The sequence below is a fragment of the Thalassospira sp. ABD4_177 genome, assembly GCF_056160125.1.
In genome coordinates, this window is sequence record NZ_JBSWWO010000001.1 from 1,880,411 (window position 1) to 1,901,387 (window position 20,977).

A 20,977-nucleotide genomic window follows, 5' to 3' on the forward strand; every position below is an offset into this window, starting at 1 on the left:
TTGATTTGAATGGCAGACGTTATATTTACGAAATCCAAGGAAAAGCCCGCCGGTCGGGTCGGCATCCCGGACAAGGGATTTGACGCTGGAGTTTGCAAATATAACGTCTGTCCTCCGGATTAAACGGATTTGCACGGGCTACTTTGTCGTAAAACTTTGAAAGATAAATATCTTCCTGCAGTTTTACTCCGCGTATCCGCACAAATCTGATTAACCATTCAAACCAAATTAATAGGTCCTGACCCTAGGGTCTGGATTTGGACCCGCGGCGATGCAACAATCAAGCATAGGAACGAATGGAGCGTACCCATGAGCAACAACCAGTCTTCTTCAGGGGTGGTTACCCCGCTACCCGGGACCAATAACGCCCAGGCCGCGCGCAGCTTTGTGCGTTCTGTGAATGACTGGCTGATGGAATGCGCACTTGATGATACCGACATCAGCGAGCTTCTGTCTGGCTTGGCCAGCCGTCTGGTCGCATCGGGTATTCCGGTTGACCGTGTCATGGTCGCCTTCAAGACCTTGCATCCGCTTTATGAAGGTGTTTCCTATATCTGGACCAAGGAAAATGGCCAGGTTGAGCGGGCAACGCATATGGGCGGCGATGAGAAAAATCGCGAATGGTCCGAAAGCCCGATGAAATGGATGCTCGATAGCGATGTCAGCTTCATGCGCCGCCATCTGATCGGGCCGAGTGCTGTGGTTGATTTCCCGATCCTTGAAAGTTTCCGCCAGAAACGCGGCACCGATTACTACGCACTGATGACGCCGTTCGTGACCGATAGCGACAGTACGCTTAACAGCAACCGCATCTTCATGACCTATCTGACGCGCCGTCCCAGCGGTTTCTCGGACGAGGATCTGGCGATCCTTTCCGGTATTCAGCGCCGCTTTGCCGTGTCGTGCAAAATGCGCATCAACCATGAAGAAACCCGCACCATCCTGGAAACCTATCTGGGTACCGATGCCGGCCAGCGTGTGCGCAATGGTCAGATCAAACTGGGCGACAGCACCAAGACCCGTGCGGTTATCTGGTTCTCGGACATGCGCAACTCGACCTCGGTTGCGACCCATGTCGGCGATGATGCGTTTCTCGGCGAAATGAACGATTTCTTTGGCGCAACCGCCGGTGCGGTGCTCAAGCATGGCGGGCAGGTGCTGCGCTATATCGGCGATGCGACCCTTGCGATCTTCCCGATTGATGAAGATGACACCAATCTTGAAACTGCCTGTCATGCGGCGCTGTATGCCGCGGCTGAGGCACAGCTGAACATCGATGCGCTCAATGCCAAGCGCGAAGCCGCCGGAAAACTGCCGTTTGATTACGGCCTTGGCATGCATGTCGGGGATGTGATTTACGGCAATGTCGGCGTGTCCGAACGTGTCGACTTTACCGTGGTCGGGCAGGCAGCCAACGAAGCCGCCCGGATTGAACAGCTGACCAAACAGCTTGGCAAACGCGTCCTGGTCAGTTCGACCGTCGCACAGTTCATTTCCTGCCCGACGGCGGAAATGGGCTCCTATGAACTTCAGGGTACCGGGCTCAGTGTCAAACTGTTCGCCCCTGATTTTTCTGAGGCCTGCCACCGTATCGAACTGATGCGCGCGGGCTAAAGCCGCATGTCTCTCCTAGGCCAGATTGTCAAAGTCTTTCACAACGCTACTGGCTGATTCGCCAACACTTGAAAAGGTTTTCTGGGCGTCTGTGACGGCTTCGGTCGCGGCCTTGATGATCTGGGAATATGGATCGACTTCCTTTTTGGCCAACATCTGCTGCATGGCGACACCGGTGGTGGCTGATGCCATCGACATGATGTTGCGCAGATAGTCCGTTGAATCCTGGACCGCGTAGGCGGCCGCCTGGGCGACCTTTTGATAGGCAACACCGTTGGCGCCGGGAATGGCCCCGTTCAGGACCGCATGGTTGGTCGTGCCGACAGCCTGAACGATTTGCGGGTTCAATGCCGTGCTGAGCGGTGGCGTGCCAGACGGGTTGTCATGCGCCATGGGGTCGGCGGGGCTTGCATCCTTGTCAGCATCATCTGATTTGCTGCCATCGGCATTGTTTTGGTTTTCCGACGCGTCCTTTTGGGATCCGTCTCCAGCACCGACGGCATTGGCGCCACCCTGTGCCGCGTCGTCTTTGTCGCCGGATTTCGGATCTTCGTTTGGTTTAGTATCTTCGTCTGCCATCGGAAACCTCATTTACGGCTGGTCGAAAGACCGAATTGGATCATGTGGCGGTTTGGACGGAATAGAGGGGCCATTAGCCAGTTGGCTAGCCGCTGTCTTTGCCGCCACCCATGCCGCCACCGGAGCTATCCAGAATCATTTTGCAGGCACTGGACGTGACGGCATTGCCGATCTGCTGCAGGCCACCCTGGGTCTGCATGGCGTTTTGCATCGACAGACTGATGGAATGAGCCATCGTCTGATACACAAGCCCCATGGCCTGTGCCGGCGCCTCGCCCAGAACCTTGACGTTGTTCTGGGTCACCGCGTCGGTGATTTGTGAATTTACAGGGGTGTTGTCTGCCATTTCACGCCCTCATGTTTGCGACCACTGCCGGTTCAAAGAACCGATCCGGTCATGTGCCTAGCGGCGGGTTGCTGCCAAAATAATAAGAAGTGTCAAAAGCGTATCGCTGGTGTCTGAACGTCCAAGTTTTGCGGTGGCCTGTGCGCCCGCCATGGTGTTGACGGAATAAAGCTGCATCACGCCCTGATTGGTGGCGGCCTGTGAACACATCGATGCCTGCTGCTGGGCCTGCACGGCATTCTGGAACAGGATCGATGTCGAGTGGGCCGCACTTTGATAGATCGCGCCCATCGCATTTGCCGGTGCGGAGCCAAGAACGCTGACCGCACTCTGGGTGACAGAGTCAGTAATCTGACCGTTCACCGGGGTTGGAATTGCCATGTTATCCTCCGAAAAAGCGATCTTTCTGACCGCACATCTCTAGACGTCGCACGGACGCGATTGTGATCAAATATGCCGGGCCATCATCCGGCCTGGGCGGTAATCATCGCAACAAGCTTGGAGGTCGAGGTATTGACCACCTGTTGCATGTTTCCTTGGGTCAGGGTGGCGTTTTCCATGGCAAGGCCGGTGGCATGTGAATGCGACTGCATGGCGATGGAAACGGCCTGTGCCGGGCTTTCGCCGAGCACCTTGACGTTGGTCTGGGTGACGGCATCGGTGACTTGCGGATTGACGATATCACTCATGCTATGACCTCACTGCTTTCACCGGTTTGTGTGGTGTCACCGGTCTCGCCTTGGCGGGCGGTGCCGCGAAACCGTTCATCAATCTCACCCCACGCGGTTTCATACCTGTGGGCTTCAGTTTCTTGCTGATCGGTTTCTTCGCCGACGGGCTCCTGACCCAGTGCGCCCGACGCGCGCTTCAGGTTGGGTTGTTGTTGGCGTCCGACTGCTTCTGCTGGCGCGGAGCCGGGGCAGGGCTGGTAAAAAAATTGGGTTTGGATTCCTGAACTGACAGGGTTGCCTTTGCGCATTCCATGGTGGTTGCAAGGCTGGCGACAGCCTGTTGCTGCTGTTCATTGACCATGTTGGCAAACAGGATCCCCTGCGCCTGGGCCTGAGACAGATAGGACTGCATGGCGCCCATCGCCGGACCATTGGCAATGACCGATGTGTTGGTCTGTGTCACGCTGTCGGTGATCTGTTCGTCGACTTCGTTCGGGTTGCTCATTGCGCTCATCCTTATGGGTTACGACGTTGCATCATTTGCAGAATGCTCTGGGTCATGGTCGTCATCCCGATCATGGCGTTCTGCTTCTGGGCCGAGACCATGTTCGCCATCAGGATGTTCTGTGACTGCGTCTGTCCCAGCATCGATTGCAGGGCGGCATAGCCCGGGCCTGCACCCATGGTGGCGACATTGGTCTGGGCAACGCTGTCGGTGATCTGGTCGGAAACCTCGCACTGGTGCATATCGTCACTGTGATCAGCATGGTTGTGCTGGGATTTCTTGCCGTCTTGCGCAGGTGGTGCCGATGGCATGTCCGTCTCCTTGGCTGGCGGAAGTGGTGCGTATCGTGATGACGTGCAGCTGTGGCGTTTGTGAAAGAAAAAGCCCGGCAAGCGCATGCATGCCGGGCGGTATTGGCGGCGAAACCATCTTGGATGTTAAGACACGGCCGTACCGGTCGTTGCCTTGAGAGCCGACAACAGCGAAAGCATATTGTCGGGAACATCGCTTGCGGCAAGCTTCGAGGTCGCAACAGCCCCTGCCATGGTGTTGACAGAGTAGACCTGAATGACGCCCTGGTTGGTCGCCGCCTGCGAGGAAATGCCCACCTGATGCTGGGCGCTGACGGCGTTCTCGTAGAGAATGCCATGCGAGTGCGCCAGCGACTGGTAAAGCGAGCCCATGGCCATTGCCGGCGCATCACCCATGACCTCTACATTGGCTTGGGTGACAGCGTCGGTAATCATACCATTGACCGGAGTGTTATCAGCCATTGTGTATCTCCTGATTGCCTAAAGAAGTGCCGATCCCAAAAGCAATGCTTGCAACCGGCCCTTTCCGCATGTCTTGCGGTCAAATATTTGACGGGGGGCGTTAGGTGTTGTGACGATGGGCTGGCAAAAACTTGCGCCAACTCAAACGGCCTTGCCAGACCGCAAACAGGCGGTTGCGGATCAACACAACCGCCTGCCAAATGTTAGCCTGCGGTCGCACGCAGTGTCGTCAGAAGCGAAAGCATATTGTCAGGCTCATCGCTTTTGGCGATTTTGGCGGTCCCAACGGCACCGGCCATCGTGTCGATGGAATAGATCTGGATAACGCCCTGATTGGTGGCAGCCTGCGAGGTGACGCCGACTTGCTGCTGGGCGCTGATGGCGTTTTCATAGAGAATGCCGGTGGAATGTGCCAGCGACTGGAAGATCGAGCCCATCGCCATTGCCGGGGCATCACCCAGAACTTTCACATTGGCCTGGGTGACGGCATCGGTGATTTGTCCATTGAGCGGAGTGTTATCAGCCACTTTTTATCTCCTGATTGCTTGGGGAAATGCAGAAGGAAAACGATGACCGTGGTCTGATCGTCTCCTTTTGCATGTAGTGCGTCCAAAGCTTCGACGGGGAAGTCGGGCGTCTGTGATGACGCCGGGCTTAAAACTTGGCGTCATCAGACATCACAGCCAAACAGAAATCGGGCGGTCGCAGATGGATGCGACCGCCCGATCTGAAACTGGCATGCGCGCCAGAGATTTTTGGGAAATCAGCCCCTGGTCGCCTGAAGGGCGGTAAGAAGCGACAGCATGTTGTCGGGGACGTCGCTTTTGGCAATCTTGGAGGTCGCAACAGAGTCTGCCATCGTGTCGACCGAATAGATCTGGATGACGCCCTGATTGGTTGCGGCCTGCGAAGTGATGCCGATCTGCTGCTGTGCGCTGACAGCGTTTTCATAAAGAATGCCGGTGGAATGTGCGAGGGACTGGAAGATTGAGCCCATTGCCATTGCCGGGGCGTCGCCCAGAACCTTCACGTTAGCCTGGGTGACAGCATCAGTGATCTGACCGTTTACCGGGGTCGGAATCGCCATTGTAAACTCTCCTTCGTTACGCTTTGCGGTATGCTGCTTGCTGTTGTGTTTCTATCGTGTTTCTGTCGGGGTTTCGCCGTCCCGTTTTCAGTCTATCGACGCTGGGTGTTGGGTGTTGTGACGCGTCTTTTTGCTGCGGTGATTATTTTTTTATCGCGCATAAGGCCTATTGAATGCCCGATGCCCTGAGATGTTCACGCGCAAGCTGAACCCGCTTGCGCACCGCGCAATTGCTAAGCCCAAGGGCGTTTGCGATCTCGTCATAGGTGCGGTCCTGAACGCAGCGCATCAAAAGCGGTTTGCGCAGTTTTTCCTGCATCGCCAAAAGCGCTGTTTCAAGCTGATCGAGTTTTTCACCGGCCAGATAAGACTCCTCGGGACTGGGCGTCACCGGGGCGGTCATGGGGGAGGCGGGGGTGTCCGCCGCACCATGGGTTTCTTCGCGGTATTCCGCCTTGCGCCGGTTCTGACGGTGCAAATCGATGCAGGCATTATGGACAATGCGCGACAGCCAGGCGCGATGGTTGCGGATTTCATCCATGGAATCTTCGAATTTGGTCGATGCCTTGACCATCGCTTCGGACAATGCGTCTTGCGCGTCGTCCATATTGCCCGACATCAGTTTCAGGCATTGTTTTAAAAGCGTGTCCTGCTGATCAATCCACAGCGGCCAGAAGTTTGGTGCGGCCGGACCGCTATCGGCGTGTTCTTGCAGTTGGCTTTGTGGTGTGGAGTGCGGGGATGTTTCGCGCCCGTCATCTGGTGACGCCGGTGTGGTCGGTGTGACGGGTGTTTGCGGCACCGGTTCGCGCAATGTCGGGTTGGTTGTCCCCGGGACAAGCCCGCGCAAGATATCAAGTGGATCGGTGGGTGATGGTGCGCTAGGTGTTCCCAGCGCGCTGGCAATGATGTCTTCGGGGCTGGGGCCGGTTCGTGATGGCTCAAGGCCGGGAAAGCCTGCCAGCGGGTTGAAATCGGCCGGATATCCGGGCGGCGGGCTGTAATGCGCGCGCGTCATGCCAACTGTTTCTGGGGCAACTGTATTTGTGGCAGGCGGTGTCGGATCTATCGAATGAACGGGGTGCTTGGCCGTGACCGTAACAGGCGGTTCTGTCTCTGACGTTGGTGTTGCGGGTTGGCTGATCGCGCTTGCATCCAGTGTGGTGTTGGGTCGCGATCTTGGCCGGTTGATATCGCTTTGCTGCGCATCAGTGTCTTCTGCTTTCGCAAGCTTCGTCAGATAGTCTTCTGCGATCCTTGCCCTTTGTTCCGGTTTCAAACGTGACCAGATTGATGTCACCTTGTCATCGTCGCCTAACGCCAGCGTGAGGCTTTGCTCAAGTGTCTTGGCAAAGCTGATCTCGGCTTCTGTCAGGGTTGTCTCATCCTGCTGACTATTCTTTTCATTCTGCACTATGGACCCCTCCGGTTGATTGAATGCAACCATAGGCTGATTAAGTTTTGCGGTAATCATTATGACGTGGCCGCAAATAAAGTGTGAATAAAAGTTTTAATGCATCCTATAGTTGTGTTTGCGTACGCAACGGCGCAGCCGTCACGAAACGGGCTGAGAGTCAGATTGGGACTCGATGTCGCGCATTGTTGCGCTTGTTGCTTTTATTGGAGTGCTGCGTGTAACTGGTGCTGGACCGCTGCTAGGTCTTTTTGGGGCTGGCCGCGGGTTGTTGGTCCTTTGCTTCGGACGTTTTGGGCTGCTGTGCCTGATTGGGATCAGAGGTTTTTGCCGGAAAGGCCTCTGCAAGGGCGCTTTCCACCTTGTCGGACAAGGCCTGCATACGCAGATCAATCTCAAGCGCGATGATGTTACGGATCTCGTTTGCGATCTCGAACATGACCTGTTGCCCATTCTGCGCATTTGGATCGGATGCCATTTGTGGTGCCCCGGCCTGAGGTGTTTGCTGAGATGCTTGTGGCCTTGCACCGGGTGCCGTCTGTGCTGCCGTCTGACCGCCGATGGGGGGCTGCGGGGCCTGAGTACCGGATTTCACGTTCTCGGTATGGGTCGCGATGGTCTGTTTTTGATCAAGAACCTGGGCACGCGCCCGTTCGGCCGCCTGTGACATCGCCTGCTGGGTGGCCAGGTATTCCTGATTAAACGCCTTTCTGACCGCATCCTTGCGATCGCTTGCTGTGGCAATATCGTTTTGCGCCTGTCTGCTCATCAGTTGCCTCCCTTGGTGCTGCTGCCAGTGCCCCCTGCATTGCCGCTTTTGCCCTTGCTTGCGCGACTGGTCGATTTGGCGGCGGTTTGCTTGGCTGGGGAAGGGGGATCCTTCGCATCATCCGACGTGGGTTTTTGCACGCTGGCTTTGACCGGTGTGGACGGGGCTTGCTTCGCATCCTCCATAAAGGTCGGCGGGATGAAGCCATATTTTTTAAGCTGCGCTACGTCGGGATCGTCGGGCAGGCCGGTCAGGCTGGTTTCAAGCCGCCCGCGGCTATCGGCGATCATGCTGGCCGCGCGGCAGGCGGAATGATCGCTTTGCGCGTTGCAGGTCAGGATCGCGGTCGGGGTGCTGGTTCGGGCCTGGGTCATCAATTGGGCGGTGACGTCAAAGCTGGTCTCGGCCTCATAGCGCACAAGAACAACAAGACCAGCGCCCTTGTCACCTTCGCTGGGCGGGGTGATTTGGGCCCAAAACGGAATGTTACAATGCGGGCCAACCACAACGGTTCCGGCAACAATCGGGCTGGGCAGGCTGCCAACATATTCCAGATGGATTGGTACAGGTGCATGATTAGAAAAAATCAGCCGGATCAGTGCCAGGTCGGGTGTTGCCTCGCTGCTGCTGGTGCCGACATTTTGTTCAAGATGAAGCGCATGCGGCTCCCCGCCATAAATCGGAACTTCCGACAGCTGAGGTACCGCATTATCGGCATCTGCCGTATCAAACAAAAGTACCCGCATCTGCGACGGGACCGTATCTGGAACAGTCACCGAAAGGCTGGATTGCACATCGGGTGATGCACCGACATGTAGCGACCATTTACGCAAGGATGTTGGCACATCGGGTGCCAGCATTTTTGCCGCAATGGCCGTTTGCGCGTTGGTCTTGGTCGGCGACAGGGGATAACCCTGTTCCATACTGATCGACCAGTCGGGCGTATCGGTTTTACCGTCCGGCTTGCCGGTTAGCGACGGCATGGCGGTGCGAAACATGTCATCACCGATGACCGGGCCGCTCATATCAGTTGTGCTGCCATCGCCATGGGTGGTGCTCACACCCCACTGGGCATCTGTTGTGCTTGCCGCAGCCGTATTGTAAGGGCCTTCTGGTGTGCTGTGTGACGTCGGCATATGGCTGCGACCCAGTCCACCAAACCCTTCGGAATATCCCCCCGTCGCCAGATTGGGCGTCGGGGCAGGTGTGTTGCTATCGCCATCAAGCAGATAGCGTTGAATGATCTGAAACGCCGTTTCCATCGGTTGGGGCTGCGCGCTTTGATCCCCGCTTTGCGTCGGGGGAAAGCCCGGCATACCAAAATCACGGCACAAGGCGGACATCATGTCCATGGCGGCTTGCTCCGCGCTGCCGGCGTCGTGGCTTTCGCTTGGTTCCTGCAGATTGTTTTCCGCCTCTGCCGGGCCGTCCTCGGACGGGGTTGATCCGCTCGCGGATTTTGCACTGGTTTTGCTTGAAGCCTTGGCTGGTTTGGGCGCGTCACTATCGGTCATGCCTGCACTCCCCAATGGTGCCTTGCAGCGCATAAAAGGGCCGCCATCAAGCCGCCCGTGATCTGCAAGAAGTTATAACGGTTCCTTGCAAACAGACGCGTCTCGCCCGGGAATGTGAAATGTTTTGCCATCAAATGGCGGGTGCAAAGGCCTCGGAACGACCACAGAAACACAAAACCCCGCCAGGGCTGACCCGGCGGGGTTTTGTAAATCAAAATGGTGCTGGCGATAGGATTTGAACCTACGACCTACGCATTACGAATGCGTTGCTCTACCAGCTGAGCTACGCCAGCACGATTCATTTTGTGGCGCGGAAAATACGGACAAACACCCGCCTTGGCAAGAGGTTTGTTGTTCTTTTTGCCAACAAATGCCGGACTTTCAACCGCGCCCTGAAATCAGGGCGGCGGCACACAATATCACATTGACCATGCTGTAATTATCCGGCTTAGATGTGCGCGCTTGAATTCAATGTACGAGGGCAAAACATGTGTCGTTGGCTGAGCTATATCGGCGATCCGGTTTATTTGGAAAAGCTGGTCTTTGAACCGCGCCATTCGCTGGTCGAGCAAAGCCTGCATGCCGAACAGGCCAAAACACCAACCAATGGCGACGGATTTGGCCTTGGCTGGTATGACGAACGCCCGACACCGGGGCTTTATCGTGAAATCCTGCCGGCGTGGAATGACCCGAACCTGCGGTCATTGGCCCATCATATCCGCTCGGGCCTTTTCTTTGCCCATGTCCGCGCCTCGACCGGAACCCACACCAGCCGGTCCAACTGCCATCCGTTTGCCAACGGACAGTACCTGTTCATGCATAACGGCCAGATTGGTGATTACCCGCTGGTGCGCCGATCCTTGGAAATGATGATCGAGGATGAGTTTTACGAGGGCCGACAGGGCTCCACCGATAGCGAACTGATCTTTTGCCTGATGCTGACGCTTGGTCTGCGCGATGACCCGCACCGCGCCATTCGCCGCACGATCGAGGTCGTTGAAAACGAAATGAAGGTGCGCGGTGCGACGTCTCCGTTCCGCTTCACCGCCTGCCTGTCAAACGGCAAAAGCGTCTGTGCCATCCGCCACGCCAGCGACGACAAGCCGCCATCGCTGTACTGGCGCAAACGCGATGATCACGTGATCGTCGTCTCCGAACCACTTGACGCCGAAAGCGACAGCTGGATCGCGGTCGCGCCGAACCATACCCTTCATGTTGAAGGTGATCTGGTCGTGAACGAGGATGCTACATTGGCTAAGAGGTGAACGAGAATAAGTGACTGAGCTTTACCGAGTTGGTGTGGAGTTTACTATTCTCTTCCCAGATAAGAGATATATCGAGCCATTCTAAAAGGCTGCATATATCAGCTGATGGTTTCTCCGATAGGCAGATTGCGAGATCGGTTGTTGAAGCTTTTCCTTTTGCAAATGTATAAGAAAAGAGTTGTCCTATTGCCATTCTGACAGATTGTATTGAAGTTATACTTTTAACCTCAATCATGAGGTCTCGTTCACAAGCATATTTAGGAATGAGGATGTCATATCGGCAAGCTCGTGCGCTGCCTTCAAGAAGCTCAATCCCTTGAAGCTCTTTAATAAATAGATTTGTGATTTTATTATGTTTGCGCGTTTGCGTGATGGTCAGCTCTTGTTGTAAAGCCTCCACATCTTCGGCATCTTTCTGCTGTAGCTGATTGTCATTATGTGCTTTATCTGCGAGACGTTCATTTTTTATTTCGACTGATGTCTTTCGGAGTTTAAGTTCTTTTAGTTCTTGAAAACTCCACTCATCTAGTTGTGCGGCGTCTTTGAGGTTGCAGTCATCGATGATAGTCAACATCGAGCGACATTGCTGATCAAGTTCTCCTCTCTTTAGGTCAAATTCGGAGAACACTCTGCCTATGTTGTCGTTGCCGTTGATAATTGGAAAGCGCAGTTGTGAATCAATTGCAAAGAACAGGGGCGATAGAATGCATTCTGGACGCATCGGGTGTTGCGCTAACTTTCCTGCGCCGGGAATTTTGGGAATATCGCTGATCAACTTTGCTAAGCGCACCCTTTCCGCGTCTGATGACATCAGACACGCAATTTTGAAAAGTTTTCCTATATCTTGATGGTTCTGATTGAACCAAGTCAGGCTGCTGTATCTATACCCACCACGAAGGTTTGTGAAACCAGTATGAGCTACAATATCCCCTGCGCGCAGTGGTAAGTCCGTTGCGCGCAGGATTGTCGACTCTGCCGCTTCAATTTCTGTTGGTAACTTTAATTCAGGAAAAATTGCTCGGAGTGCGGGAATTTTGACTGTTTTCACGTAGGAGTTGGAGACGCTGTCGTGATTTTTGGTAATCCAGCACAATGCCGCAAGGCCATGCATTTGTTCAGGACTTAGCTCTTTTTGGGATTGAAGAAGGTGACGACAGATCGTTCCTACAAGAGCATTGGTGTGCCGTTTTCTGTTCGTCCAAAGTTCATCCATTGGGGAGGCTCCTCCCGCTTAAGAGTAAAAACTAAAAAACACGCTTTGATTGTATTGGCGGAGGTTGAAGATCGCAATAGTGGGTTTCCTGGCCCGTAACGTGGTATGAAGCTGTCTATGTCTCACGTAACAACAACAATCTGACTGCGTGCCTTGAACAGTGTACGCTGCAGGGCGTTGCCCGGCGCGCTGTTAAGCAGCACCGTCTGGAAGTCGCTTGCGTGGCCATCACGGCAAAGCGCTTTACGGCCGACCTTTTTCTCGTCGATCATCAGGATGGCGTGGTCGCAGCACGATACAAGTGCCCGCCTGGCGCGGACTTCGTCCATGTTGAAGTCGAGCAAATCTCCGTCGTCACTCATGCCCCCCACACTGACAATCCCGAAATCGGCGCGCATGCTGCCGAAGAAGTCCGCGCTGTCCGCACCGATGATATCAAGATCGCGGGTGCGCACGGTGCCGCCGGCAAGGCGGAGCGTGACATTGGGTGCATTTTGCAGCGCCATCACCACATGCAGGTTGTTTGTGAGAACCGTTAAGTTGCGATGCGATGCCAGATGCTGGGCGGCGAGTTCGGCGGTGGTGCCGGTGCCAATCGCAATCGTGCAGCCCTCCGGGATCAGATCGGCCACCTTGGCGGCAATTGCCATTTTGCCCGTTCGGTTCCAGTCTTCACGTTTTTCATAAGCCGAGTTATCGGGATCGGGTGCTGGGCCAGCCAGACCGTGACGGCGAAACACGCGGCCCTGTTCATGCAGATCGCGGAGATCGGTGCGGATCGTCTGTACCGAGACGTTAAATCGGCGCGCCAGTTCCTCGACCGCCATGAAGCCGGTTGATTTGACAAGGGCGACGATGCGGTCGCGTCGGCGGTCAAGGGGCACTGGATCAGGGGTGTTGGACACGGGTTTTCTTTCGTTCGAAAGTTGTGATTTCGCTTATAGCATATTTATAAACAGCCTCAAACGCCGCTGCATAGCCCGGTTTTCCTGTTGAAACATTTAATTCTTCGTGTTGTCACACAACTGAAATCGAAATCCATATAGCGTCCGGGTCGACAGATTTTCGAACGAAACCTTCTTTTCGATCTAAGGGATGCCGATCATGCGTAACGTTCTTCTTGCTGCGGTTGCCTCTGCCGCGATGATGCTGCCGGTTGTGGGCCAGGCTGCTGAGAAACTGGTTCTTTATACCAGCCAGCCGAACAAGGATGCCCAGACCACTGTTGATGCCTTCATGGCTGCCAATCCGGATGTTGAAGTTGAGTGGGTCCGTGACGGCACCACCAAACTGATGGCCAAACTGCGTGCCGAAATTGCCGCTGGCGACCCGCGCCCGGATGTTCTTCTGATTGCTGATACCGTCACGCTTGAAGGTCTCAAGCAGGAAGGTCAGCTTCAGGCTTATAAATCCGATCAGGCAAGCGCCTATGAAGACGGTCTTTATGACGGTGAAGGCTATTACTATTCAACCAAGCTGATCACCAGCGGCATTGTTTACAACACCGGTGTCAAGGCGCCTAAATCGTGGAAAGACCTTGTTGATCCGGCGGTGAAAAACCAGATCGCAATGCCAAGCCCGCTTTATTCCGGTGCGGCCCTTATTCACCTGTCCACCCTGACCGAGAACAAGGATCTTGGCTGGGATTACTATCAAGCGCTGGCAGCCAATGATGCCCGTGCCAAGGGTGGCAATGGCGGCACTTTCAAGGCCGTTGCATCGGGCGAGAAACCGTATGGCGTGGTTGTTGATTTCCTGGCCATCCGTGGCAAGGCAAATGGCTCGCCGGTTGATTTCGTCTTCCCGGAAGAAGGTGTGACTTACGTGACTGAGCCGGTCGCGATCATGAAAGAAGCCAAGAACGTTGATGCCGCGCACAAGTTCGTTGATTTCGTTCTGTCCGAAGCCGGACAGGAACTGGTTCTTGATATGGGCTACATCCCGGCACGTAACGGCATGGATCTTCCGGCCGGTTTCCCGGCACGCAGCGACATCAAGCTGATGGACTTCAATCCGGCCATCGCGCTGGAACAGGCCGAAGCCAACAAAGAAAAATTCGCAGACATCTTCGGGGCTGAATAATGCAGGCTACAGGTCGCCTTCGCGGCGTTCTGCCTGGCATAATCGCCAAACCAAATGGCAACCGGTCTTCGGACCGGTTGCTCTATTGGTTGGTGGTGCCGGTATTTATTATTTCGATTTTGCCGATCCTGCGCCTTGGTTTCGAGGGTGTCATGGTCGGTGGTGTGCCTTCGTTTGATTATTTTCGTGACGTGCTGGGCAATTCATCGACCTGGCGGGCCACGGCAAACAGTCTTTATACGGCGGGTCTGGGAACGATTATTTCCCTTTTGATTGGCGGTGCCTTTGCCTTTCTGGTCGCGCTGACCGATATACGGGCCAAGGCCGCACTCGTGTTCTGTTTCATGATCCCGATGATGATCCCGCCACAGATCACGGCACTCAGCTGGGTGCAATTGACCGGACCCAGCAGTGCGCTTTTAAACGCTATTGGCATGGCCCCACCAATGGGATCGCCCCAGCCGCTTTATTCCGCAGAAGGCATTGCCCTTTTGCTGGGTATTCAGCATGCCTCGATCGTGTTTCTGACGTTGCGCGCCAATCTGCGCATGTTGCCGCGTGAACAGATCGAGGCCGCCCGGTTGGCCGGTGCACGCGGTGGGCGTCTGTGGTGGCAGATCATTTTGCCGTTGACCAGCCCGGGCCTGATTGCCGGCACGGCCATGGCATTTGTCACCGCCCTTGGCAATTTCGGTATTCCGGCGATGCTGGGCATCCCGGCCGGTTATCAGACCCTGCCGACATTGATTTATCAAAAGCTTGCCGGATTTGGCCCGTCTGTTCTGGGCGAGGTTTCCGTTCTTGCCATGTTGATCGGGGCAATTGCCATTTGCGGGGTCGCACTCCATCACCGCTTGCTGTCCAAACGCGACTATCGCCTGATGGGGATGGTCGGGCGTCCGCTGGATGTTAAGCTTGGCGCGCGCCGGGGTGCGGTTGAAACAGCGCTTTGGGCTGTGTTGGTGGCCATTCTGGTCATTCCGCTTCTGGCACTCTTTACCACCGCACTGGTTCCGGCCTTTGGCGTCAAGCTGACCTTCGCCAACGCCACGTTCGAGGCGTTCTACGAAGTCATGTTCGTGCAGCCATCGACTATCCGGGCATTCCAGAACAGCTTTGTGTTGTCTGTCGGGGCGGCGGTGACGCTTGTTTTGCTGTGTTTGCCACTGGCCTATGTGATGGTGCGGCGGTCCTCGAACCTGACCAAGCTGATCAATCTTCTGGTCGAGGTGCCCTATGCCTTACCCGGCGTGGTACTGGCGATTGCCTGCATCTTGTTGTTTATCCGTATTCCGCTGATTGATGTCAGCCTGTATGGCACGCTTGCGATCATTTTTGTCGCTTATCTGGCGCGTTTCCTTGTGATTGCGCTGCGCCCGGTGATGAACAGCTTTACCCAGCTTGATCCGGCCCTTGAAGAGGCCGCTCAGGCTTGTGGCGCCGGGCTTTCACGCCGGTTGCGCGATATCTTGCTGCCGCTGGCTGCACCTTCTGCTGCGGCCGGGGCGCTTTTGGTGTTTTTGACCGCCTTTAACGAGCTCACCGTTTCGGCCCTTTTGTGGTCGGCCGGGAACGAGACGTTGGGCGTTTTGATTTTCAATCTTGATGACAGTGGCGACACCGTTCTGGCTTCTGCCGTGGCGGTTCTGGTCGTTCTTGTGGTGATCGCGCTGATGAGCTGTTTTCAGCTTGCCGCGCGCCGTTTGCCCAAAGGAGTTGTACCGTGGCAGACATAAATCTTTCGCGCATTACCAAATGCTTTGGCGATTATCGGGCGGTCAATCAGGTATCACTTGATATTGCCGATGGTGAATTCGTGGCCCTTCTGGGGCCGTCGGGCTGTGGCAAGACAACGCTTTTGCGGTTGCTTGCCGGTTTTGAAGAACCGGATCACGGTCAGATTTCACTGGGTGGTCAGATCATGGCAAGCCCGGAAAACGGGATCATGGTCAGCCCCGAAGACCGCAATCTTGGCATCGTGTTTCAATCCTATGCGCTGTGGCCGCATATGTCGGTTGCGCGCAATGTCGGTTATCCGCTTGAGGTGCGCGGGCTAAACCGGGCCGATCAGGATCGCAAGATTGCCGAGGCGCTCGATATCGTGGCCCTTGGCCCCTATGCCGATCGCAGCCCGTCCGAGCTTTCCGGTGGGCAGCGTCAGCGTGTTGCACTGGCACGCTGCCTTGTCATGGAGCCGCGCGCGGTCTTGCTTGATGAGCCGCTGGCGAACCTTGATGTGCATTTGCGTGAAACCATGCAGCAGGCGTTTCTGGACTTCCACCGCCGTACCGGGGCGACGATGATTTACGTCACCCATGATCAGTCCGAAGCCATGGCCATGGCCGACCGGATTGCCGTGATGGATAAGGGCCATATTCGCCAGATGGCAGCCCCCGAAACACTGTACCGGGAACCCGCCGATCTGATGGTCGCGGGCTTTGTCGGGGCGGGGGCTGTGTTGCCAGTGAACAACATTGCGCTTGGCGATAGCGGGACTTGTTCGGTTCAACTGGGCGACAGCAACATTACCGCCCGCATCTGCTCGAAACTGGCCGATGGCATTGCAGTTGCCAATGCCGGTCTTTGCCTGCGACCCGAAGACGTCTGGGTTAGTGATGAAGCGCCGTTGCGCGGGCAGGTTGATGATTGCGTCTATCTTGGCGGGCGGTTCAAACTGTCCGTGCGGATTGGCGAAGATCACAGCGTACCGGTCTATGCCAACCGCCGGGCGCGGATCGGGGAGCAGGTCGGATTAAAAGTATCGGACGGCTGGGTGTTTGATCGCATGGCAGGTGAGGCCGCCTGATGTCAGCCCGTATGCGTGTTCTTTCGGGACTTGGTGAAAAAGGCCCGGCCTGTTTGCGACTGGAATTCTTTAACCGGCGCTGGCTGCTTGATTGCGGGGTGGGGCCGGAAAGTGATCAGGGGTTTGATCCGGCATGGCTCAATAAAGTTAACGCTGTTTTCATTACCCACGACCATATCGATCATATCGGGGCGGCGGGCGAAATCGTTGATGCCGGTTTGCCGATCTATTGCACCGAAGTCACTGCACGGTCGCTGCCCAAGGCGGCCAATGTCGTACCTTTGCCACCGTGCGGGGAAATTCAGGTCGACGGCGTGACTGTGACCACCGGGCGCACCGGCCATTCCTTTGGCGGGGTGTGGCTGCATTTCGAGCTGGGCGGTGGGGTGCTCTATTCCGGCGACTTTTGCCAGGAATCGGATTATTTCCTTTATGACGCGCCGCCGGATGCTGCGACTGTCTTGCTCGATGCCTCCTATGGTATGGAACAACTGACCCAGCAGGTCCGTATTGATGCGTTGCTGACCACCATGACCAAGCTGGATGGACAGATCCTGTTTCCAGTCCCGCCAAGCGGCCGGGCGGCGGAAATGGCTGTGCTGTTTGAACGTCATGGCCTGACCGACTGGTCGATGGATGACCGGTGTTATGGGCAAGTCAAACAGGTGCTTGATGCCCGTGGATCGGACTACGTCGCCGGTGATGCCATCCGCCAATTGCGCGCGCTAAAGGACAAGGCAAAGCATTTCAATCCCGATGCGCGGTTGCTGTTGTGTCATGCACCATGCGCGACGTTTGGCAAGGCGCGCGAACTGATTGATCAGTGGCAGGATGCGGGTCGCATGGGGTCAAGCGCGCATGTGATCTTTACCGGTTTCATGCCGGTTGAGGCCCGCAAGATGGTCGAAAAGGGCCATGCGCATTTCAGGCGCTGGAACGTGCATCCTTTGGCTAAGCATGTGATTGAGCTTGCCAATCAGTGCCACGCCATGCAGGTCGTGCCGCTTTTCACCAGTCGGCCAGAGGATTTTGGGCTTGTCGACGGGTTTGACGGGCGGCTACAGCTTGCTGATCGGTTCTATTTGTAATGCATGCGTTTTCCAACAAAGGTGTTTCCCGGTCATGATCTATGCCGCTGAAAAGTTCGAATTTCCCAAGCTGCCGTTTGTCTTCATCCGGCACGGGGAAACCGATGCCAACCGGGCGGGTATCATTGCCGGGTCAAACGAACCGCCACTCAATGAAACCGGTCGCGCACAGGCGGTTGCGATTGCGCCACTGATGGCGATGGCAAGATGGCATGCGGTCTATGTCAGTCCGCAGGACCGGGCACGGACGACGGCGAACCTCGTGCTGCCCGATTATGAGGCCAAGGTACTTGATGGGCTGCGCGAACGGCATTGGGGCGACCTAGAAGGCCGTCCGATATCCGAAATCTGTCCGCGCTTTGACACGCCGCCAAATGGCGAAGGCTTTGATGCCATGTGTCAGCGCGTATCCTTTGCCATGCAACAGGCCTTGGCCGAGGTCAGCGATGACCTGACCGTGATTGTCGCCCATTCCGGTGTGGCGCGCTGCATTCTGTATATGACCGGGTTTGAGGCCGATGGCCCGCGTGTGCCCAATGCCACCCCGATCCTGTTTCGCCCGACCAAGGATGGTTGGGGCTATGAAAATTTGACCGAAAACCTGATCAAGGAGATTTCCGCGTGAGCGAACCCAAAGCCCGTGATGCGCGTGATGCTGCCAAGGACGCTGTGGTATTTGATATGGATGGCACACTGGCGCATTTTGATGCCGATGCTTTGGGGCATCTGGTTCATGGTGTGGAAAAACAGTGGGATGCGTTCTTTGACGCCATGGACCACGCCAAACCGATCGAAAATATCGAAAAACTGCTGCGTATCCTGCATGCCTCAGGCCATGCGATCCTGATCTGTTCGGGCCGCCCGGCGGGCTGGCAGCATCGATCAGAATCCTGGCTGCGTGCCCATGATATTCCATTTGATGGCATGTATTTGCGCCCCGAAGATGCCGATCACCGCAGTGATGAAGAGGTCAAGGAAGACCTGCTGGCCAAGATCATCGCAGATGGTTTTAACCCGTGGCTGGTCGTCGATGATCGCAGGCGGGTGGTCGATAAATGGCGCGATATGGGACTGACCTGTTTGCAATGTGCGCCGGGTGAGTTTTAGGCCAAAACTTGGCTATTCAAACGATGTTTTTACTAGGGGCGAAAACCTATTGATCTTGTTGAGCAGGAGATTGTTCGGATTGTGGTTGCTCAATTGCTTTGGTTGCGGTTATTGCGTTCGATATTGCGTTAATTTGCGCAGCATTTTGCGTGCTAATTGCTCTAAATTCATCCCTGATAGATCGTTCTATACTAGTTAACTTTTCGTCTGTTCTTATTCTGGTGGATTCAAACTTTTCTTCCAGGTGCTTACTTGAGGCCTCCATGGATGCCTGAGTGTCTTTAACAGACTGCCAAGTGAAAATCTGGATGGTTACAATTATGGCTGCGATTCCTATGAAGATCGCACCAAACCCCATCATCGCAGTCACTAAAATTGTCTGCGACTGGGCGAGTCCGCGAGAACTGCCCTCAAGTTCAGCTAGTTTTTCGTTATCTGCCATCTGATTCTCAGACTCCAAACCTGGTACACGTGCTTTGGATCTAGTTTGGCCTTTCGCAACATTCTGAAAGCCGGAGGCAACAGAGTGAAGCTTAGTCGCCATAAAATCGGTGTTAGTTTGCGCGCGTTTTGCGCGATTCTTCATGTCCTCTACAACATCAAATTGTCTTTTACTGACCATCGTGCGTTTCCTCGGTTTCGCCTTTTAGGCGTTCCAAGAGTTCGGATATTTTGTCAGAAAACTCGTCGCTTCTTTTCAGAGCTTCGTTAAGTTTCTCCTCTGAGAGTTCTGCTGATTCTGCTTGGTGTTTTCGGATTTCATCGATTTCAGGGTTGTTGCCGTCTGCGTCGATGATTTCTCTGAGGCTTTTATCAATTCGCTCAAACTTTAGAGCGTACATCAAGGAATCGTGGGATCTCGCCAAAATTAGTAAGGCTTCCAATATCTCATAATCTAGATTTTTGTTGACTGCCATTCAGCGTCTCCTAAATCCCCAGCCTACTGGCTAAAATGCAACTCTTAAGTATCACAATAACACACTATTACAGTTTATCGAGAAGTCGTTTCAATGACCCTTGCAAAAGAAGTAAGTTGCTTCAGTGAGTTGATAGGCATTAATTCGATGTTATTGCCCGACATTGGCAGTTGTCTCCTAGTTTATCAATCGAACAGATACCGATACTCGCCATATCCCTCGGCATCCAGATACTCAATCGGGATGAAGCGCAGCGACGCGGAATTGATGCAGTAGCGCAATCCGCCGCGATCTTGCGGGCCATCGGGGAAGACATGACCAAGGTGGCTGTCGCCGTGTTTGGAGCGTACTTCGATCCGGCGCATGCCGTGCGTGTTGTCTTCCTTGGCGACGATATGGTCGGTTTCGACCGGCTTTACAAAGCTTGGCCAGCCACAGCCGCTATCGAACTTCTCGCGTGAGGTAAAAAGCGGTTCGCCCGAGACGATATCAACATAAAGCCCGTCTTCCTTGTGATCCCAGAAATCATTGCGAAACGGCGGTTCGGTGCCGCTTTCCTGTGTCACATGATACTGTTCGGGCGACAATTCGCGGATGGCATCCGGGTTTTTTTGATATTTGCTCATATTTCGTCACTCCGCTTATCTGGTCTTCTGTCCGGCAATTTCTTGTCCCCAAAGATGGTCGGATTATCGTACTTGTCCAGTGGCTTCACATCGAAGTGACTTTGGATGTGGGCGTGATCACCCCTGACACCAAGGCTGGCGTTTGGTTTTGCCGTCATAGGGGCGGGCAAGGCCGTTTGCTATCAGCTCAAGATCAAGCGGACTGCCGTCAATCTTGACAGACGCCACCACACGCCCGCCATAACGGCCCCATTCCGGTTCGCAGAATTGCACGGATGTCGCGGCCTTCAGACGTTGGCGGGCATAGTCGCGGGCCTTATGCGCAAGTTGCTTTTCGCTTTCGCATTTGCCGCGCACTTCGGGCGTATCGACCCCGCGTACCCGCACCGACATATTGGCGATTTCTTCGGGCAGGCCGGGGATGGCGACATAGATTGTGTCGCCGTCATAGGCATAATTGCCGCGATATTCGCGCAGCGGCCAATCATAGCAGACGGCAACGGCCGGGAGGCTGATCTGCAGTATTACGGCGGCCGTGCATGCCATGAGGGCACGTTTGGAAAAGCGGGATGAGGGATGGTTCGACGTCATCATGGGGCTG

General features: G+C 55.1%; 26 protein-coding genes and 1 tRNA gene. 8 read left to right on the forward strand and 19 right to left on the reverse strand.

Going from position 1 to position 20,977, the window contains the following annotated elements:
* Window positions 1-309 precede the first annotated feature (309 nt).
* Complete coding sequence (locus tag ACXAF0_RS08550; protein ID WP_475345458.1) at window positions 310-1,614, forward strand: adenylate/guanylate cyclase domain-containing protein; 1,305 nt, start codon at window positions 310-312, stop codon at window positions 1,612-1,614.
* A 15-nt stretch (window positions 1,615-1,629) separates the two neighbouring features.
* On the opposite strand, the gene ACXAF0_RS08555 is transcribed toward ACXAF0_RS08550, so the two are convergent.
* The 13 genes from ACXAF0_RS08555 to ACXAF0_RS08615 form a co-directional block, all read right to left on the reverse strand.
* Complete coding sequence (locus ACXAF0_RS08555; protein WP_475345459.1) at window positions 1,630-2,193, reverse strand: hypothetical protein; 564 nt, start codon at window positions 2,191-2,193, stop codon at window positions 1,630-1,632.
* An 85-nt stretch (window positions 2,194-2,278) separates the two neighbouring features.
* Window positions 2,279-2,539, reverse strand: a complete 261-nt coding sequence (locus ACXAF0_RS08560; RefSeq protein WP_475345460.1) for a RebB family R body protein — start codon at window positions 2,537-2,539, stop codon at window positions 2,279-2,281.
* Between the two features lie 57 nt (window positions 2,540-2,596).
* Entirely contained in the window at window positions 2,597-2,920 is a 324-nt protein-coding gene (locus tag ACXAF0_RS08565) for a RebB family R body protein (protein WP_475345461.1), read from the reverse strand.
* Window positions 2,921-3,003: 83 nt separating this feature from the next.
* Window positions 3,004-3,228 carry a RebB family R body protein gene (locus ACXAF0_RS08570; protein ID WP_475345462.1) on the reverse strand — a complete coding sequence of 75 codons (225 nt, stop codon included), beginning with the start codon at window positions 3,226-3,228 and terminating at the stop codon, window positions 3,004-3,006.
* Window positions 3,229-3,406: 178 nt separating this feature from the next.
* Window positions 3,407-3,715, reverse strand: coding sequence for a RebB family R body protein (locus ACXAF0_RS08575; RefSeq protein WP_475345463.1), 309 nt, complete (start codon window positions 3,713-3,715; stop codon window positions 3,407-3,409).
* 11 nt (window positions 3,716-3,726) lie between these two features.
* The gene (locus ACXAF0_RS08580; protein ID WP_475345464.1) at window positions 3,727-4,026 is read right to left on the reverse strand and encodes a RebB family R body protein; all 300 of its coding nucleotides are present in this window, start codon (window positions 4,024-4,026) and stop codon (window positions 3,727-3,729) included.
* A 126-nt stretch (window positions 4,027-4,152) separates the two neighbouring features.
* Complete coding sequence (locus tag ACXAF0_RS08585) at window positions 4,153-4,488, reverse strand: RebB family R body protein (protein ID WP_044827380.1); 336 nt, start codon at window positions 4,486-4,488, stop codon at window positions 4,153-4,155.
* A 203-nt stretch (window positions 4,489-4,691) separates the two neighbouring features.
* Window positions 4,692-5,015, reverse strand: a complete 324-nt coding sequence (locus ACXAF0_RS08590; RefSeq protein ID WP_475345465.1) for a RebB family R body protein — start codon at window positions 5,013-5,015, stop codon at window positions 4,692-4,694.
* A 236-nt stretch (window positions 5,016-5,251) separates the two neighbouring features.
* Window positions 5,252-5,575 carry a RebB family R body protein gene (locus ACXAF0_RS08595; RefSeq protein WP_475345466.1) on the reverse strand — a complete coding sequence of 108 codons (324 nt, stop codon included), beginning with the start codon at window positions 5,573-5,575 and terminating at the stop codon, window positions 5,252-5,254.
* A gap of 166 nt (window positions 5,576-5,741) precedes the next feature.
* On the reverse strand, window positions 5,742-6,989 hold the full coding sequence (locus tag ACXAF0_RS08600) for an RNA polymerase sigma factor (protein WP_475345467.1): 1,248 nt from the start codon (window positions 6,987-6,989) through the stop codon (window positions 5,742-5,744).
* Window positions 6,990-7,230: 241 nt separating this feature from the next.
* Complete coding sequence (locus tag ACXAF0_RS08605; protein WP_475345468.1) at window positions 7,231-7,758, reverse strand: hypothetical protein; 528 nt, start codon at window positions 7,756-7,758, stop codon at window positions 7,231-7,233.
* Complete coding sequence (locus ACXAF0_RS08610; RefSeq protein WP_475345469.1) at window positions 7,758-9,272, reverse strand: hypothetical protein; 1,515 nt, start codon at window positions 9,270-9,272, stop codon at window positions 7,758-7,760. Before ACXAF0_RS08610 ends, ACXAF0_RS08605 begins: the two co-directional genes overlap by 1 nt.
* A 217-nt stretch (window positions 9,273-9,489) precedes the next feature.
* A tRNA-Thr gene (locus ACXAF0_RS08615) sits at window positions 9,490-9,565 on the reverse strand.
* A 195-nt stretch (window positions 9,566-9,760) separates the two neighbouring features.
* On the opposite strand from ACXAF0_RS08615, the gene ACXAF0_RS08620 reads away from it, so the two are divergent.
* Window positions 9,761-10,537 (forward strand): class II glutamine amidotransferase, encoded by a 777-nt coding sequence (locus tag ACXAF0_RS08620; protein WP_475345470.1) that lies wholly within the window; start codon window positions 9,761-9,763, stop codon window positions 10,535-10,537.
* Here the strand turns inward: ACXAF0_RS08620 and ACXAF0_RS08625 are convergent.
* Window positions 10,527-11,750, reverse strand: coding sequence for a hypothetical protein (locus tag ACXAF0_RS08625; protein WP_475345471.1), 1,224 nt, complete (start codon window positions 11,748-11,750; stop codon window positions 10,527-10,529). The two genes, ACXAF0_RS08620 and ACXAF0_RS08625, sit on opposite strands and share 11 nt — an antisense overlap.
* Before the next feature lie 122 nt (window positions 11,751-11,872).
* Entirely contained in the window at window positions 11,873-12,655 is a 783-nt protein-coding gene (locus tag ACXAF0_RS08630) for a DeoR/GlpR family DNA-binding transcription regulator (protein WP_475345472.1), read from the reverse strand.
* Between the two features lie 199 nt (window positions 12,656-12,854).
* On the opposite strand from ACXAF0_RS08630, the gene ACXAF0_RS08635 reads away from it, so the two are divergent.
* From ACXAF0_RS08635 to ACXAF0_RS08660, 6 genes are read left to right on the forward strand one after another with little or no spacing between them, the layout of a single operon-like run.
* A complete protein-coding gene (locus ACXAF0_RS08635; RefSeq protein ID WP_475345473.1) occupies window positions 12,855-13,832 on the forward strand; it encodes an ABC transporter substrate-binding protein in 978 nt (325 codons plus the stop codon).
* Window positions 13,832-15,568, forward strand: coding sequence for an ABC transporter permease (locus ACXAF0_RS08640; protein WP_475345474.1), 1,737 nt, complete (start codon window positions 13,832-13,834; stop codon window positions 15,566-15,568). The genes ACXAF0_RS08635 and ACXAF0_RS08640 overlap by 1 nt, the downstream gene beginning before the upstream one ends.
* Complete coding sequence (locus ACXAF0_RS08645; protein WP_475345475.1) at window positions 15,556-16,638, forward strand: ABC transporter ATP-binding protein; 1,083 nt, start codon at window positions 15,556-15,558, stop codon at window positions 16,636-16,638. Before ACXAF0_RS08640 ends, ACXAF0_RS08645 begins: the two co-directional genes overlap by 13 nt.
* Entirely contained in the window at window positions 16,638-17,726 is a 1,089-nt protein-coding gene (locus ACXAF0_RS08650; protein WP_475345476.1) for an MBL fold metallo-hydrolase, read from the forward strand. The genes ACXAF0_RS08645 and ACXAF0_RS08650 overlap by 1 nt, the downstream gene beginning before the upstream one ends.
* A 34-nt stretch (window positions 17,727-17,760) precedes the next feature.
* A complete protein-coding gene (locus ACXAF0_RS08655) occupies window positions 17,761-18,351 on the forward strand; it encodes a histidine phosphatase family protein (protein ID WP_475345477.1) in 591 nt (196 codons plus the stop codon).
* Complete coding sequence (locus ACXAF0_RS08660) at window positions 18,348-18,833, forward strand: phosphatase domain-containing protein (RefSeq protein WP_475345478.1); 486 nt, start codon at window positions 18,348-18,350, stop codon at window positions 18,831-18,833. Before ACXAF0_RS08655 ends, ACXAF0_RS08660 begins: the two co-directional genes overlap by 4 nt.
* Before the next feature lie 46 nt (window positions 18,834-18,879).
* Here ACXAF0_RS08660 and ACXAF0_RS08665 read toward each other — a convergent pair whose 3' ends face one another.
* The 4 genes from ACXAF0_RS08665 to ACXAF0_RS08680 form a co-directional block, all read right to left on the reverse strand.
* Window positions 18,880-19,455, reverse strand: a complete 576-nt coding sequence (locus ACXAF0_RS08665) for a hypothetical protein (RefSeq protein ID WP_475345479.1) — start codon at window positions 19,453-19,455, stop codon at window positions 18,880-18,882.
* Complete coding sequence (locus ACXAF0_RS08670) at window positions 19,445-19,750, reverse strand: hypothetical protein (RefSeq protein WP_475345480.1); 306 nt, start codon at window positions 19,748-19,750, stop codon at window positions 19,445-19,447. Before ACXAF0_RS08670 ends, ACXAF0_RS08665 begins: the two co-directional genes overlap by 11 nt.
* 185 nt (window positions 19,751-19,935) lie before the next feature.
* Window positions 19,936-20,376 (reverse strand): peptide-methionine (R)-S-oxide reductase MsrB, encoded by a 441-nt coding sequence (gene msrB / locus ACXAF0_RS08675; protein WP_475345481.1) that lies wholly within the window; start codon window positions 20,374-20,376, stop codon window positions 19,936-19,938.
* A gap of 117 nt (window positions 20,377-20,493) precedes the next feature.
* A complete protein-coding gene (locus ACXAF0_RS08680; protein WP_475345482.1) occupies window positions 20,494-20,970 on the reverse strand; it encodes a thermonuclease family protein in 477 nt (158 codons plus the stop codon).
* Window positions 20,971-20,977: the final 7 nt, after the last annotated feature.

Excerpts from the sequence above, each read along its gene's own strand:
- ACXAF0_RS08550 (WP_475345458.1), top strand. The coding sequence starts at position 310 with ATGAGCAACAACCAGTCTTCTTCAGGGGTGGTTACCCCGCTACCCGGG.
- ACXAF0_RS08555 (WP_475345459.1), bottom strand. The coding sequence starts at position 2,193 with ATGGCAGACGAAGATACTAAACCAAACGAAGATCCGAAATCCGGCGAC.
- ACXAF0_RS08560 (WP_475345460.1), bottom strand. The coding sequence starts at position 2,539 with ATGGCAGACAACACCCCTGTAAATTCACAAATCACCGACGCGGTGACC.
- ACXAF0_RS08565 (WP_475345461.1), bottom strand. The coding sequence starts at position 2,920 with ATGGCAATTCCAACCCCGGTGAACGGTCAGATTACTGACTCTGTCACC.
- ACXAF0_RS08570 (WP_475345462.1), bottom strand. The coding sequence starts at position 3,228 with ATGAGTGATATCGTCAATCCGCAAGTCACCGATGCCGTCACCCAGACC.
- ACXAF0_RS08575 (WP_475345463.1), bottom strand. The coding sequence starts at position 3,715 with ATGAGCAACCCGAACGAAGTCGACGAACAGATCACCGACAGCGTGACA.
- ACXAF0_RS08580 (WP_475345464.1), bottom strand. The coding sequence starts at position 4,026 with ATGCCATCGGCACCACCTGCGCAAGACGGCAAGAAATCCCAGCACAAC.
- ACXAF0_RS08585 (WP_044827380.1), bottom strand. The coding sequence starts at position 4,488 with ATGGCTGATAACACTCCGGTCAATGGTATGATTACCGACGCTGTCACC.
- ACXAF0_RS08595 (WP_475345466.1), bottom strand. The coding sequence starts at position 5,575 with ATGGCGATTCCGACCCCGGTAAACGGTCAGATCACTGATGCTGTCACC.
- ACXAF0_RS08605 (WP_475345468.1), bottom strand. The coding sequence starts at position 7,758 with ATGAGCAGACAGGCGCAAAACGATATTGCCACAGCAAGCGATCGCAAG.
- ACXAF0_RS08610 (WP_475345469.1), bottom strand. The coding sequence starts at position 9,272 with ATGACCGATAGTGACGCGCCCAAACCAGCCAAGGCTTCAAGCAAAACC.
- ACXAF0_RS08620 (WP_475345470.1), top strand. The coding sequence starts at position 9,761 with ATGTGTCGTTGGCTGAGCTATATCGGCGATCCGGTTTATTTGGAAAAG.
- ACXAF0_RS08625 (WP_475345471.1), bottom strand. The coding sequence starts at position 11,750 with ATGGATGAACTTTGGACGAACAGAAAACGGCACACCAATGCTCTTGTA.
- ACXAF0_RS08635 (WP_475345473.1), top strand. The coding sequence starts at position 12,855 with ATGCGTAACGTTCTTCTTGCTGCGGTTGCCTCTGCCGCGATGATGCTG.
- ACXAF0_RS08640 (WP_475345474.1), top strand. The coding sequence starts at position 13,832 with ATGCAGGCTACAGGTCGCCTTCGCGGCGTTCTGCCTGGCATAATCGCC.
- ACXAF0_RS08650 (WP_475345476.1), top strand. The coding sequence starts at position 16,638 with ATGTCAGCCCGTATGCGTGTTCTTTCGGGACTTGGTGAAAAAGGCCCG.
- ACXAF0_RS08655 (WP_475345477.1), top strand. The coding sequence starts at position 17,761 with ATGATCTATGCCGCTGAAAAGTTCGAATTTCCCAAGCTGCCGTTTGTC.
- ACXAF0_RS08665 (WP_475345479.1), bottom strand. The coding sequence starts at position 19,455 with ATGGTCAGTAAAAGACAATTTGATGTTGTAGAGGACATGAAGAATCGC.
- ACXAF0_RS08670 (WP_475345480.1), bottom strand. The coding sequence starts at position 19,750 with ATGGCAGTCAACAAAAATCTAGATTATGAGATATTGGAAGCCTTACTA.
- msrB (WP_475345481.1), bottom strand. The coding sequence starts at position 20,376 with ATGAGCAAATATCAAAAAAACCCGGATGCCATCCGCGAATTGTCGCCC.
- ACXAF0_RS08680 (WP_475345482.1), bottom strand. The coding sequence starts at position 20,970 with ATGATGACGTCGAACCATCCCTCATCCCGCTTTTCCAAACGTGCCCTC.